The following is a 12,300-nucleotide window of genomic DNA, read 5'->3' on the forward strand; positions in this document are numbered from 1 at the left end:
GCACCCCCGATTTCCCGGATTCAGTGGACTAGTGTGCATTGCAGCATGTTTCATTTTGAGAATATCCAGCCAGGGGCCCCAGAAATCTAGGGTTGTCCCTAGGGATGGGGCGTGGGGCGCGGCAGAAGATGCGCGAGCGATGAGCGTGATCCTGATCCCCTCCGCGAGATCGTGAGCGCGCTCCTATCCAGCCAAAACCACTCCAGGAGACAGCCAGATGCAAGTCCAGTTCACGGTCAACGGGCGCGCTGCCAGTGTTGACGTCCCCCCCAATACCCTGCTTGTCCATGCGCTGCGAGAGCACCTGCTGCTCACTGGCACCCACGTGGGTTGCGACACCAGCCAGTGCGGGGCGTGTACGGTGCATGTGAACGGCCGGGCCGTCAAATCCTGCGCGATGCTGGCGGTGCAGGCCCAGGCGGCCGAGGTGACCACCATTGAAGGCATGGCCACCCCGGACGGCACCATGCACCCCATGCAGGCTGCGTTCAAGGAGTGCCATGGCCTGCAGTGCGGCTTCTGCACGCCGGGCATGGTGATGAGTGCGGTGGACCTGTGCAAGAACCATCCGAACGCCAGCGAAGGCGAGATCCGCGAGCTGCTCGAAGGCAACATCTGCCGCTGCACCGGCTACCAGAACATCGTGCGCGCAGTGCAGGTCGGCCAGAAGGCCATGGCCGGCGCCTGAGCGCGCTCGCCGTCCCCACGCCAGAACAATCCAAGGAGACAAGACCATGGGTGCATCCGACTTTTCCAAGCTGCCGCACATCGGCGAATCGCTCAAGCGCAAGGAAGACTACCGCTTCCTGACCGGCGCGGGCCAGTACACCGACGACGTGGTGCTGGCCGCGCAGAGCCATGCGGTGTTCGTGCGCTCACCGCACGCCCACGCCAAGATCAACAGCATCAACGTGACTGCCGCCAAGGCCGCGCCCGGCGTGCTGGGCGTGTTCACCGGTGCCGACGTGGCCGCCGACAACATCAACGGCCTGCCCTGCGGCTGGCTTATCACCAGCACTGACGGCCAGCCCATGAAGGAGCCGCCACACCCCATCCTGGCGCAGGGCAAGGTGCGCTATGTGGGCGACCACGTGGCCATGGTGGTGGCGCTGACCCAGCAGCAGGCACGCGATGCGGCCGAGCTGGTGGAGGTGGACTACGACGTGCTGCCCGCCGTGGTGAATGTGGCCGACGCCGCATCGGGCGCCGTGGCCGGTGCGGCGCTGCACGACATCGCGCCTGACAACCACTGCTTCAAGTGGGCCATCGGCGACAAGGGCGCCGTGGACGCCGCGTTTGCCAACGCAGCGCATGTCACCCAGCTCGATCTGATCAACAACCGCCTGATCCCCAACGCCATGGAGCCCCGTGCGGCCATCGGTAGCTACAACCGGGCGAGCGACGAATACACGCTGTACGTCAGCAACCAGAACCCGCACGTCGAGCGCTTGCTGATGACGGCCTTTGTGATGGGCCTGCCCGAGCACAAGGTGCGCGTGATTGCGCCCGATGTGGGTGGCGGCTTTGGCTCCAAGATCTATCTGTACGCCGAAGACGTGTGCCTGACCTGGGCGTCCAAAAAGCTCAACCGCAACATCAAGTGGGTGGCCGACCGCAGCGAGGCGTTCTTGAGCGACGCCCACGGTCGCGACCACGTGAGCCACGCCGAGATGGCGTTGGACAAGGACGGCAAGTTCCTGGCGCTGCGTGTGCACACCCACGCCAACCTGGGCGCCTACCTCAGCACCTTTGCCAGCGCGGTGCCCACCATCCTGTACGCCACGCTGCTGGCGGGGCAGTACAGCACGCCGCAGGTGTATGTGGAGGTGGACTCGTGGTTCACCAACACCGCACCGGTGGACGCCTACCGGGGCGCAGGCCGCCCTGAGGCCACCTACCTGCTGGAGCGCCTGGTCACCCGCTGCGCGTGGGAGATGGGACTGCCGCAGGACGAGATCCGCCGCCGCAACTTCATCAAGGCCTTTCCGTACCAGACGCCGGTGGCGCTGCAGTACGACACCGGCGACTTCCAGGCCTGCATGGATGGGGCGAACAAGCTGGCCGACGTGGCGGGCTTCGAGCAGCGCAAGGCCGCCAGCGCGGCCAAGGGGCTGCTGCGGGGCATTGGGTATTCGTCGTACATCGAGGCCTGCGGCATCGCGCCGTCCAACATCGCCGGCGCCCTGGGCGCACGCGCAGGGCTGTTCGAATGCGGCGAGGTGCGTGTGCACCCCACCGGCAGCGTGACGGTGTTCACCGGCTCGCACAGCCACGGTCAGGGGCATGAGACCACCTTTGCGCAGGTGGTGGCCGCGCGCCTGGGCATCCCGGTGGAGAACGTGGACATCGTGCACGGCGATACGGGCCGCGTGCCGTTCGGCATGGGCACGTATGGCTCACGCTCCATCAGCGTGGGCGGCGCGGCCATCATGAAGGCGCTGGACAAGATCGAGGCCAAGGCCAAAAAGATTGCTGCGCACCTGATGGAAGCGAGCGATGCCGACATCGACTTTGCGAATGGCGAATTCACGGTGCGTGGCACCGACAAGAAGATCCCGTTCGGCCAGGTGTCGCTGGCAGCCTATGTGCCGCACAACTACCCGCTGGACGTGCTGGAGCCGGGCCTGAACGAAACCGCGTTCTACGACCCGACCAACTTCACCTTCCCGGCAGGCACTTACATCTGCGAGGTCGAGGTGGACCCCGCCACCGGCCACACACGGGTGGACAAGTTCACGGCGGTGGACGACTTCGGCACCATCATCAACCCCATGATCGTCGAAGGGCAGGTGCATGGCGGACTGGTGCAGGGCATTGGCCAGGCGCTGCTGGAGAACTGCGTGTACGACCGCGAAACGGGCCAGCTGCTCACCGGCAGTTTCATGGACTACGCCATGCCACGTGCCGATGACTTCCCCGAGTTCAAACTGGGCCATGTGTGCACGCCCTGCACCCACAACCCGCTGGGCACCAAGGGCTGCGGCGAGGCCGGGGCCATTGGCTCGCCACCGGCGGTGATCAACGCCGTGCTGGATGCGCTGCGACACCTGGGTGTGAAGGACTTCGACATGCCCGCGTCGCCGCACCGCGTCTGGGAAGCGATTCAACACGCCAAGGCATAAGGAGATCCACCATGTACGCATTCACGTTTGAAGCGCCTTCCTCCACCGCCGCTGCCGCGCAGCTCATCGCCCAGGGCGGCAAACTGCTCGCGGGCGGGCAAAGCCTGCTGCCGTCCATGCGGCTGCGCCTGGCCAACCCTGAAAAGATCGTGGACCTGAACAGCATTGCCGAACTGGCGGGCATCCGCCGCGAGGGCAACGCGCTGGTCATCGGTGCCATGACGCGCCATGCCGACGTGGCATCCAGTGCGGATGTGAAATCCGCCATCCCTGCGCTGGCCGACCTGGCCGCCCACATTGGCGACCGCCAGGTGCGTGCACGCGGCACGCTGGGCGGCTCGGTGGCCAACAACGACCCTGCCGCCTGCTACCCCAGTGCGGTGCTGGGCCTGGGCGCCACGGTCATCACCAACCGCCGCGAGATCCAGGCCGACGATTTCTTTGTGGGCATGTACACCACGGCGCTGGATGAGGGCGAGATCATCACCGCCATCCGCCTCCCGATCCCGAAACGCGCTGCGTACATGAAGTTCAAGCAGGCGGCTTCGCGCTTCTCGCTGGTGGGGGTGTTTGTGGCGCAGACCGACAGCGGCGTGCGCGTGGCCGTGACCGGTGCGGCCAGCAGCGTGTTCCGCCATGCGGGGCTGGAGGCGGCGCTCAACCAGAGCTTCACCCCGCAGTCGGCTGCCAGCGTGAAGATCGACGCGAGCGATCTGAACGCCGACATCCACGCCAGCGCTGCCTACCGCGCCAATCTCATCAGCGTGCAAACGCAGCGCGCTGTGCAGCAGATGCTGGGATGACGTGAAGGCAACCCCGCCACCGTGGTGCGGCACCCGGTGGCGGGTTTTTGAGTGAAATTGGCCGCAAGCGCTAGAGGAATATGCGCTGGCAGCTATGAATTGGATAGCAATGAACTCGTTGAACGCCGCGCCGGTTCCGGCTTCCATCGACGCCCTGGTGCAGGCCCTGCAAAGCGTGGGCTATTTTGCCGACCGTCGCCTGGCCACGGCGGTGTTTCTGGCGCTCAGGCTGCAGCGGCCTTTGTTGCTGGAGGGCGAGCCTGGCGTGGGCAAGACGGCGCTGGCCAAAGCCCTCTCGGAAGTGCTGTCGCGCAGCCTGATCCGCCTGCAGTGCTACGACGGCCTGGAGCAGCGCGAGGCGTTGTACGAGTGGAACTACGCCGCCCAGCTGCTGCACATGCGGGCAGCGGAAGGGCAGGGCAGTGCCGACATGGCGGAGGTGGAGCGTGAGGTCTACCAAGACCGCTACCTCATCCGCCGCCCCTTGCTGCAGGCGCTGCAGGCACCAGCGCCGGGCGCCGTGCTGCTGATCGATGAGGTGGATCGCGCGGACGAGCCCTTTGAGGCCTTCCTGCTCGAATACCTGGGCGAGTACCAGGTCAGCATCCCCGAGATCGGCACGGTGCGCGCCACGGCCACGCCGGTCACGCTGCTCACCAGCAACCGCACGCGCGATCTGCACGACGCCGTCAAGCGCCGCTGCCTGTACCACTGGCTTGACTACCCCGAGCGCGAGCGCGAGCTGGCCATCGTCCGCGCGCAGGTGCCCGGTGCCAGCGAGGCGCTGGCCGTGCAGGTGGCAGAGTTCGTGGGGCGGCTGCGCAGCCAGCCGTTTGCCAACGCCTTCCAGCGCGCGCCGGGCATTGCCGAGAGCGTGGAATGGGCCAAGGCGCTGGTGGCGCTCGACACCATCGTGGTGGACCCCGAGGTGGTGTCCGATACCGCAGGCATCCTGTTCAAGCAGCGCGAGGATGTGGCGGCGCTCACCCGCGACATGGCGGTGCAGTTGCTGCAGCCCGCCGATGCCGATGCATGAGAACCGCCCGATGGCCGAGGGCGCGATGTTCTCCCAACTCGGCGATGCCCGCACCGGCAAGCTGGCCGACAACCTGAGCGGCTTTGGCCGCACGCTGCGCCGCGCTGGCGTGCGGGTGGATGCGGCCCGCATGGCGCTGGCCCAGCAGGCGGTGATGCTGGTGGGCCTGCAGCGCGAGGACTTCGGTGCTGCGCTGGAGGCCGTGCTGGTCAGCCGCGAGCAAGACCGCATGGTGTTCCGCGAGCTGTTCGATGCCTACTTTCGCAACCCCAACGTCGCACAAAAGCTGCTGGCACAGATGCTGCCCAGCGCCGAGTCCAAGGCCGAGCCCGTCAAACGCCGCCCGCGCGTGAGCGAGGCACTGGCGCCCGTGCGTGCCGCGCGCAACGCACCGCCCGCGCGCGAAGAGGACAAGATCGAATTCGATGCCGCCATGACGGCCAGTGACCTGCAGCGCCTGCGGCAGGCGGACTTCAACCAGCTCTCGGCCAGCGAATACATCCTGGTGGAGCGCCTGGCACGCGACGTGCCTTTGCCTTTGCCGCGCTTTGCGGCCCGCCGCACCCGGCCGGGTGTGCGCGGCAGCCGCCCGCACTGGCCCGGCGCCATGCACCATGCGGCGCGCAGTGGGGGCGAGGTGCTGCACATCCCCTTGCTGCAGCGCCGCCAGCAACCGCTGCCGCTGCTGGTGCTGGTGGACGTGTCGGGCTCGATGGAGCGCTACGCGCGTTTACTGCTGGCCTTCTTGCACACCGCCACCGCGCCGCGCCACACCGGGGCTGCCGTGCGCCGGGACGTGTTTGCCTTTGGCACTGGCTTGACCGACCTCACGCCCGCCTTCCGCCTCGCCGACACCGACGCCATGCTGGAGACGGCCAGCCATGCCATCACCGACTTTGCGGGCGGCACCCGCATGGGCGACAGCCTGGGCCAATTGCGCCTGCAGCATGCGCGGCGCCTGGTGGGGCGGCGCACGCTGGTGCTGCTGATCAGCGATGGGCTGGACACGGGCGCCCCCGAGGTGTTGGAGCGCGAGCTGGCCTGGCTGCGTCGCCACTGTGGCCGCCTGCTGTGGCTCAACCCGTTGCTGCGCTACGAGGGGTATGCCCCCACGGCGCGCGGCGCGTCGGCCCTGCACCGCCAGGCCCACGGCATGGTGGCCGTGCACAACCTGAGCCACCTGAAGGACCTGGCCGCCAGCCTGGCAAGCGTGTTGCGGCAATGAGGGCGCGGCACCGCACCGCATCGAGCCCAGCCATGCAGCGGACCGATTGAATTCCCACAACATCCACACCCATTGAAGACCGAGAGGACCCACCATGGAAATGCAAGCCAGCCGAACCCTTGCCGTCAGCCAGCAACAGGCCTGGGAGGCGCTCAATGACCCTGAGGTGCTCAAGCTGTGCATTCCCGGCTGCGACAAGGTCGAGCCCACGGCCGAGAACCAGTATTCGGTGGCCATGGCGCTCAAGATCGGGCCCGTGTCGGCCAAGTTCGCCGGCAAGATCACGCTGTCCGACATCGTGCCGCCCGAGAGCTACAACATCGCCTTCGATGGCTCCGGCGGCGTGGCGGGCTTTGGCAACGGCAATGCCCAGGTCAAGTTGGTGCCGTTGCCTGCCGATGCGGCGGGGCAGGCCAGCTGCGAGCTGCATTACACCGTGCATGCCTCAGTGGGCGGCAAGATCGCCCAGCTGGGCCAGCGCCTCATCGACGGCGCCGCCAAGAGCATGGCCGAGGACTTCTTCAAGCGGTTTGACGACGAGATGCAGCGCCGCTTTCCGCGCGCTGAAGCACCCCCGGCAGATGCAGCAGCCAGTGCCGATGCCGTCACCCAGCCAGGCGCCGTGGAAGGAGGGAGTGCCACCCAGGGCGGCGGTATCCCTGCGTGGATGTGGGGTGTTGGCGTGGCGGCACTCGTACTGCTGGCCTGGTGGTTCAATCGGGGTTGAGTGCTATGGGTACCGGAAGGAAGTGAGTCATGGAAAACTTGGACGTCGTCGTGCTGCGCACGCTGCAGGGCTGGCGTGCCGCAGGGCGCCGTGCGCTGCTGGCCACGGTGGTGCGCACCTGGGGTTCGTCGCCCCGGCCGGTGGGCTCAATCATGGCGCTGTGCGAAGACGGCGCGGTGGTCGGGTCGGTGTCGGGCGGATGCATTGAGGACGACCTGATCGACCGCCACACCCGCGCCTATGCCCAGGCGGGCGCTGCGGCAGACGGTGCCGAGCACCGCATCCCCAGCGGGCCGCCATCGTTTGTCAAATACGGTATCAGCGCCGACGAGGCCCACCGCTTTGGCCTGCCCTGTGGCGGCACGCTGGAGCTGCTGCTGGAATACGACCCAGATCCCGCGCTGCTGGCCGATTTGATTGCCCAGCTGTCCGCTGGGCGCCTGGTGCAGCGCACCGTGTGCCTGTCCGATGGCGCCGTGACCCTGGCGCCTGCGCAGGCACCCGAGGATCTGAAGGTGGATGCACAGCAGCTCACCAACACCTTCGGGCCCGAGTACCGCATGCTGCTGATCGGGGCGGGGCAGCTCACCGAGTACCTGGCCACCATGGCCTTGTTCAACGGCTTTGCCGTGACGGTGTGCGACCCGCGCGAGGAGTATCGGGGCAGTTGGAGCGTACCGGGTGCCACCGTGGTGAGCGACATGCCCGACGATGTGGTGCTGGCCTTCAAGCCCGACCGCCGCACCTGCGTGGTGGCCCTCACGCACGACCCCAAGCTGGACGACCTGGCACTGCTGGAGGCTTTGAGCACCGAGGCGTTCTACGTGGGCGGCATCGGCTCGCGCCGCAACAACGATGCGCGGCGCGCCCGCATGATTGAGCACTTTGACCAGACCGAAGCCAGCCTGCAACGCCTGCGTGGGCCCATCGGCATCTACATCGGCAGCAAGACGCCGCCCGAAATCGCGGTGAGCGTGATGGCCGAGATTCTGGCCGTCAAGAACGGCGTGACCTTGCCACGCGACATGGAAGTGGCCCAGGCCAAGAACGACCGCGAGCAGGCGCACAACGACCCCGGCGCCCTGGTGTGCGGAGTGCGGTAGCTCGGTTCGTCCCGGAGGTCAGTGCTGTACCGGTGGTACCTGGGCCTGCAGCTGCCGTTGTACGTGCCTGAGCAGCCCTTCGCAGGCGTCTTCCACCAGGTCCAGCACCTCCTCAAACCCCTGGCTGCCGCCGTAGTACGGGTCAGGCACCACCGGGCTGTCGAATTGCAGACAGAACTCCGTCATGCGCCGCAGCTTGTGCGCGTGTGCGGGCGGGCATTGGTCTTGCGCCAGGGCCAGGTTGTCCCAGTCCATGGCCAGGATCAGGTCGTAGCGGGCAAAGTCGGCATCAATGAGTTGCCGTGCCCGCAGGTCCGAAAGGTCATAACCGCGCTGCGCCGCGTGGCGCTGGGTGCGGGTGTCGGGCGGCTCGCCGGGATGGTAGTTGTGCGTGCCGGCCGAGTCCACCACCACGCTGTGCGCCAGGCCGCTGTGGATGATCTTGTGGCGGAACACGCCGTGGGCTGTGGGGCTGCGGCAGATGTTGCCCATGCACACGAAAAGAATCGCGTAGCGAGACATGGTGGTGGCGTGCGTTCAGGCCTCGATCACCACAGGGCCGCCCTTGGCGATGCCCCGTTGGTAGGCCGGGCGTGCGTGCATGCGTTCCATGTAGGCCTGCAGGTGCGGGCAGCGGGTTGCGTCGTTGGCGCGTGACATCAGCGCCTCCACCGCAAAGCTCATCTGAAAGTCCGCCATGGTCAGGTGCTCCCCCGCAAACCAGCGGTGGGTGCCCAGGTGCTCTTCAATGAACGCCAGCGCCGTGTCCACGTTGGGGTCGATGAGCTTTTGCTGCACTGTCCCGCACAGGGCGCGTGCAATGGGCTTCACGAAGAACGGCATGGGCTGCGTGGGGATGGTCTTGAACACCAGCTTCATCACCAGCCAGTTCATCAGCGAGCCCTCGGCATAGTGCATCCAGAAGCGGCACTGGCGGTGTTCGGCGGTGCGGGGTGCTGGCTGCAGGTGGGCCAGGTCGCCCCGGGCCTGCTCGCCATAGGTTTCCACCAGGTATTCGATGATGGCGCCCGACTCGGCAATCACTTCGTCGCCATCGGTGATGACTGGCGACTTGCCCAGGGGGTGAATGGCCTTGAGCGCAGGCGGGGCCAGCTTGGTGGCCTTGTCGCGCGCGTAGATCTTGAGCTCGTAGGGCACGCCCAGTTCTTCCAACAGCCAGAGAATGCGTTGCGAGCGCGAGGTTTCGAGGTGGTGCAGGGTGATCATGGTCGCCATCTTATTGAAGAGTGGGCCGAATGCACCCTGGTGCAGCCCTTGTTTTGCGCGGGTGCCGTCTGGCTCAGGCCGCACGGCGGCGCTGCTGGCCGATGGAGCGTTGCATCCATTGCACATACAGATCCACCGAAATCAGCACGGCCATAGCAAATGCGCAGGCGGCCACGATGGGGCCGAGGCCCAGCGAGCTGACCAGCCCGACGCCCTGCACGGTGGCAAAACGGTTGGGGGTGGTGCAGATGAATTCGGCAGCATCCATGCCGGTGTAGTGCATCGCGCACACGGCGGTGGCCATCAGCAGGGCGGCCCCCACGCGGCTGCCCAGGCGGCGGGTGTTGAAGGCCAGCCACAGGGCGGCCGTGCCTGCTGCCACCGCAATCAGCACCGACAGCGCCACGGTGCGCAGGTCCCAGTGGATGTAGCCGCCAATCTTCATGCCGTACATGCCCAGGTAGTGCATGCCCGCCACACCCAGGCCCAGCAGCAGTCCTGCGCCCAGAATCCGTGCCAGCTCCCGGGGGGCCTTGGACACCACGATGAGTGCAGCCGAAGTGCAGGCCACGGCCGCCAGCAGAGACACCGCGCTTTCAACGATGCCGTAGCTGCTGGCCACGTCCAGCCGCAGCGCCACCATGCCCACAAAGTGCATGGACCACACCCCGATGCCGCCCAGCGCCACGCCGGCCGTCAACGTGGCTGCGCGGTTGAGCGAGCCGTCCTTGTGGCGGATGCGGCGCGTGACCATCAGCGCGATCAGTGAACCAATGAATGCCAGGGCAAACGAGATGGCGACAAGGTGGGGGCGGTATTCGGAAACGACGGTGGGGTCCATGGAGAGCTGCCTGAGACGGGAGTGGAGGAGAGCTTCACACCGCATCTGAGGCGATTGAAACCAATTGTTTAAATATTAGACCAATTGGTTATTTTTTGCTCTGAATGGTTATGTTTCAGAAAGAAGGGTCCACCCCGGCTTGCTCATGGGTCTTCACGTTCGCCTTCCGGAGACGGCGATGGGGTGGGTGAATCGCCCGCCATCGGGCCTCTTCAAGGCCAGGGCGGTTGGTGGACAGCCGGGCTGCTGGCGTGGGATCAGAGTTGCAGCAGGAAAGCGCGCAGCATGCGCCAATGTTCCTGGCATGCCTCTGCGGCAGACTGGGCGGCTGCGTTTTCCAGCTGGCGGGCGCGCACGCTCTGCGTCGGATGGCCCAGGGTGAGCAGCACGGTGGCCAGGCTGTGTGCCAGGCGCCGCAGCGCCGGCCAGTCTTGCGCTGCGCAGGCCGCGTCACCTTGCCGCACGTCGGTAGGGAACTGCTGCAGGCAACTGGCGAGGTAGGCCTTGAACAGAAACTCGTCGCCCGCAAAGTGGGTGGCAATGGCCTTAGCCTCATCGTCGGCCGCTTCATCGGCAGGCGTGGCTGTTGTGGCTGGCGCATTGGCAGGGGTATCCGCCACCAGCGCCAGCGCATCGGTTACACAGGCCTCCAGCTCTGCCACCGATGCAGGTTTGGACAGCATGCGCCACACCTTCATGGCCTGGAGTTGCTCGCGCACTGGCGGCGTCAGGCCCGCGCTGAATACCGCCACCGGAATTCGGCGTTCGTGCACAGGCTCTTGCAGCAGCCGCTGTACCAGGTCAATGCCGGACTCGCCCGGCAGCATAAGGTCCGTGATGATGAGTTCCACGCCTCCCGCATGCAGCGCCTGCATGGCGTCAGGCACGTTGGCGCAGGTCACCAGCTCGATGGGAAGTTCCTCGAGCGCCATCTGCACAAAGCGTGCGATGGAGCTGTCGTCTTCCACGAGCAGGACCTTGGGCGCGCTCATGCGGATACCTGGGCCTGTGGAATGCACGCGGCCAGAGCGCTGGGTAACTCGGCCACCAGCCGGGGCTTGTGGATCACCTTCACACCCTGCAAGGCAAATGCATACGGCTCGCGCTGTTGCTCGTCGAGCGAGGTGACCACGATGAGGTGGCTGCGCGCAAATTGAGGGTGCGAGCGCAGCGTGGTGATCAGGGTGGCGCCGTCGATGCCTGGCAGCAGGATGTCCACGATCAGCACCTCGGGCTGAATCTGCCCATAGAGCGCAAGGCCGGTGATGCCATCGTTCGCCACATGCAACTGCACTCCTGGCAGGTGCTGCTGCACGATGAGGCCCACGAGGTTCTGGAAATGGATGGAGTCCTCGATCAGCAGGATTTGTGGTGCACGCCCTTTGGCAGGTGCCACCGGTGCGGCCAGGGGCGGGCGGGCGGCGACCGGAGTGCCGACGGCGGGTGCCTGGGCAGCGCCACCGGCGCCATGGGCGGTCATCCAGCGTTCCACCGATGCACGCGAGATGCGGCGGTGCCCGCCAGGGGTCTTCCAGGCCTCAAGTTCGTTGCGGTCCACCATCAGCTGGACCGACCGCACGGCCATGCCCAGCATCTTGGCGACTTCCAGCGTGGTGTAGTGGTCGGCCATGGCGTGCTCCGCGAGGGAATTGTCAGATTGCATAGATCGCACATTTTCTCCTAATTTTAATTTTCACTCGACTTGCATTTGATAAAAATGATTGATATGATTCAATCAATGGCAAGAAATCACGTTAAAACGTGTTTTTTTGTATTCCAAGCCGATTTCCGGCCCCACAAAGGCTACCGCCATGAAAAAGATCCTGATCGTCGAAGACCACATCGATATCCGCAAACTGCTCAAGATGACGCTGGAGTTTGATGACTTCGAGATCCACGAAGCTGCTACGGGCGATGCGGGCTGGCTGCTGGCCAGTGAGTTGCAGCCGGACATCGTGCTGCTGGATGTCATGATGCCGGGCACCCTTAACGGCCTGGATGTTTGCCGCCGCATCAAGTCCGACCCGGACATGCGCCACACGAAGGTGATCATGTTGACCGCCCGGGTGCAGTCGGACGACAGGGCGGCAGGCTTCGCGGCGGGAGCCGACGACTACCTGATGAAGCCCTTCAGCACTCTGCAGGTTCTGGAAACCATCTACCGCATGGAGGCAGCGCTGTGACCTCCGCGCCTCGACCCGAGCACGAACTGCTGG

The 12,300-nt window shown here is 65.9% G+C and carries 13 protein-coding genes; 8 read left to right on the forward strand and 5 right to left on the reverse strand.

Features of this window, described 5'->3' with window-relative positions; all coding sequences use genetic code 11:
- Positions 1-217: 217 nt before the first annotated feature.
- The 7 genes from ASC83_RS20200 (at position 218) to ASC83_RS20230 (ending at position 8,016) form a co-directional block, all read left to right on the forward strand.
- Positions 218-688: a (2Fe-2S)-binding protein gene (locus ASC83_RS20200; protein ID WP_056066935.1), complete on the forward strand. Its 471-nt coding sequence runs from the start codon at positions 218-220 to the stop codon at positions 686-688.
- Positions 689-734: 46 nt separating this feature from the next.
- A complete protein-coding gene (locus ASC83_RS20205; protein ID WP_056066937.1) occupies positions 735-3,122 on the forward strand; it encodes a xanthine dehydrogenase family protein molybdopterin-binding subunit in 2,388 nt (795 codons plus the stop codon).
- 11 nt (positions 3,123-3,133) lie between these two features.
- Positions 3,134-3,925 (forward strand): xanthine dehydrogenase family protein subunit M, encoded by a 792-nt coding sequence (locus tag ASC83_RS20210; RefSeq protein WP_056066943.1) that lies wholly within the window; start codon positions 3,134-3,136, stop codon positions 3,923-3,925.
- A gap of 109 nt (positions 3,926-4,034) precedes the next feature.
- Positions 4,035-4,961 carry a MoxR family ATPase gene (locus ASC83_RS20215; RefSeq protein WP_056066946.1) on the forward strand — a complete coding sequence of 309 codons (927 nt, stop codon included), beginning with the start codon at positions 4,035-4,037 and terminating at the stop codon, positions 4,959-4,961.
- 10 nt (positions 4,962-4,971) lie between these two features.
- Positions 4,972-6,186: a VWA domain-containing protein gene (locus ASC83_RS20220; protein WP_056066951.1), complete on the forward strand. Its 1,215-nt coding sequence runs from the start codon at positions 4,972-4,974 to the stop codon at positions 6,184-6,186.
- Between the two features lie 94 nt (positions 6,187-6,280).
- Complete coding sequence (locus tag ASC83_RS20225; protein WP_056066954.1) at positions 6,281-6,913, forward strand: CoxG family protein; 633 nt, start codon at positions 6,281-6,283, stop codon at positions 6,911-6,913.
- Positions 6,914-6,942: 29 nt separating this feature from the next.
- Positions 6,943-8,016, forward strand: a complete 1,074-nt coding sequence (locus ASC83_RS20230) for an XdhC family protein (protein ID WP_056066955.1) — start codon at positions 6,943-6,945, stop codon at positions 8,014-8,016.
- Positions 8,017-8,034: 18 nt separating this feature from the next.
- On the opposite strand, the gene ASC83_RS20235 is transcribed toward ASC83_RS20230, so the two are convergent.
- The 5 genes from ASC83_RS20235 to ASC83_RS20255 all read right to left on the reverse strand — a co-directional run bounded on the left by ASC83_RS20235 (position 8,035) and on the right by ASC83_RS20255 (position 11,747).
- Positions 8,035-8,538 (reverse strand): low molecular weight protein-tyrosine-phosphatase, encoded by a 504-nt coding sequence (locus ASC83_RS20235; protein ID WP_056066958.1) that lies wholly within the window; start codon positions 8,536-8,538, stop codon positions 8,035-8,037.
- A 15-nt stretch (positions 8,539-8,553) separates the two neighbouring features.
- The gene (locus ASC83_RS20240; protein ID WP_200938988.1) at positions 8,554-9,243 is read right to left on the reverse strand and encodes a glutathione S-transferase family protein; all 690 of its coding nucleotides are present in this window, start codon (positions 9,241-9,243) and stop codon (positions 8,554-8,556) included.
- A 73-nt stretch (positions 9,244-9,316) separates the two neighbouring features.
- The gene (locus ASC83_RS20245) at positions 9,317-10,084 is read right to left on the reverse strand and encodes an MHYT domain-containing protein (protein ID WP_056066964.1); all 768 of its coding nucleotides are present in this window, start codon (positions 10,082-10,084) and stop codon (positions 9,317-9,319) included.
- A 257-nt stretch (positions 10,085-10,341) separates the two neighbouring features.
- Positions 10,342-11,076 (reverse strand): response regulator, encoded by a 735-nt coding sequence (locus ASC83_RS20250; protein WP_056066967.1) that lies wholly within the window; start codon positions 11,074-11,076, stop codon positions 10,342-10,344.
- On the reverse strand, positions 11,073-11,747 hold the full coding sequence (locus tag ASC83_RS20255; protein WP_056066970.1) for an excisionase family DNA-binding protein: 675 nt from the start codon (positions 11,745-11,747) through the stop codon (positions 11,073-11,075). Before ASC83_RS20255 ends, ASC83_RS20250 begins: the two co-directional genes overlap by 4 nt.
- A 148-nt stretch (positions 11,748-11,895) precedes the next feature.
- Between ASC83_RS20255 and ASC83_RS20260 the strand changes: the two genes are divergently transcribed.
- Positions 11,896-12,267: a response regulator transcription factor gene (locus tag ASC83_RS20260; RefSeq protein WP_056066973.1), complete on the forward strand. Its 372-nt coding sequence runs from the start codon at positions 11,896-11,898 to the stop codon at positions 12,265-12,267.
- The last annotated feature ends 33 nt before the right edge of the window (positions 12,268-12,300 follow it).

It is taken from the genome of Acidovorax sp. Root402 (assembly GCF_001425125.1).
GTDB lineage: Bacteria > Pseudomonadota > Gammaproteobacteria > Burkholderiales > Burkholderiaceae_C > Acidovorax > Acidovorax delafieldii.

Bases quoted from the DNA above. Each gene is read 5' to 3' on its own strand.
- ASC83_RS20200 (WP_056066935.1), top strand. From the start codon at position 218: ATGCAAGTCCAGTTCACGGTCAACGGGCGCGCTGCCAGTGTTGACGTC.
- ASC83_RS20205 (WP_056066937.1), top strand. From the start codon at position 735: ATGGGTGCATCCGACTTTTCCAAGCTGCCGCACATCGGCGAATCGCTC.
- ASC83_RS20210 (WP_056066943.1), top strand. From the start codon at position 3,134: ATGTACGCATTCACGTTTGAAGCGCCTTCCTCCACCGCCGCTGCCGCG.
- ASC83_RS20215 (WP_056066946.1), top strand. From the start codon at position 4,035: ATGAACTCGTTGAACGCCGCGCCGGTTCCGGCTTCCATCGACGCCCTG.
- ASC83_RS20220 (WP_056066951.1), top strand. From the start codon at position 4,972: ATGGCCGAGGGCGCGATGTTCTCCCAACTCGGCGATGCCCGCACCGGC.
- ASC83_RS20225 (WP_056066954.1), top strand. From the start codon at position 6,281: ATGGAAATGCAAGCCAGCCGAACCCTTGCCGTCAGCCAGCAACAGGCC.
- ASC83_RS20230 (WP_056066955.1), top strand. From the start codon at position 6,943: ATGGAAAACTTGGACGTCGTCGTGCTGCGCACGCTGCAGGGCTGGCGT.
- ASC83_RS20235 (WP_056066958.1), bottom strand. From the start codon at position 8,538: ATGTCTCGCTACGCGATTCTTTTCGTGTGCATGGGCAACATCTGCCGC.
- ASC83_RS20240 (WP_200938988.1), bottom strand. From the start codon at position 9,243: ATGATCACCCTGCACCACCTCGAAACCTCGCGCTCGCAACGCATTCTC.
- ASC83_RS20245 (WP_056066964.1), bottom strand. From the start codon at position 10,084: ATGGACCCCACCGTCGTTTCCGAATACCGCCCCCACCTTGTCGCCATC.
- ASC83_RS20250 (WP_056066967.1), bottom strand. From the start codon at position 11,076: ATGAGCGCGCCCAAGGTCCTGCTCGTGGAAGACGACAGCTCCATCGCA.
- ASC83_RS20255 (WP_056066970.1), bottom strand. From the start codon at position 11,747: ATGCAATCTGACAATTCCCTCGCGGAGCACGCCATGGCCGACCACTAC.
- ASC83_RS20260 (WP_056066973.1), top strand. From the start codon at position 11,896: ATGAAAAAGATCCTGATCGTCGAAGACCACATCGATATCCGCAAACTG.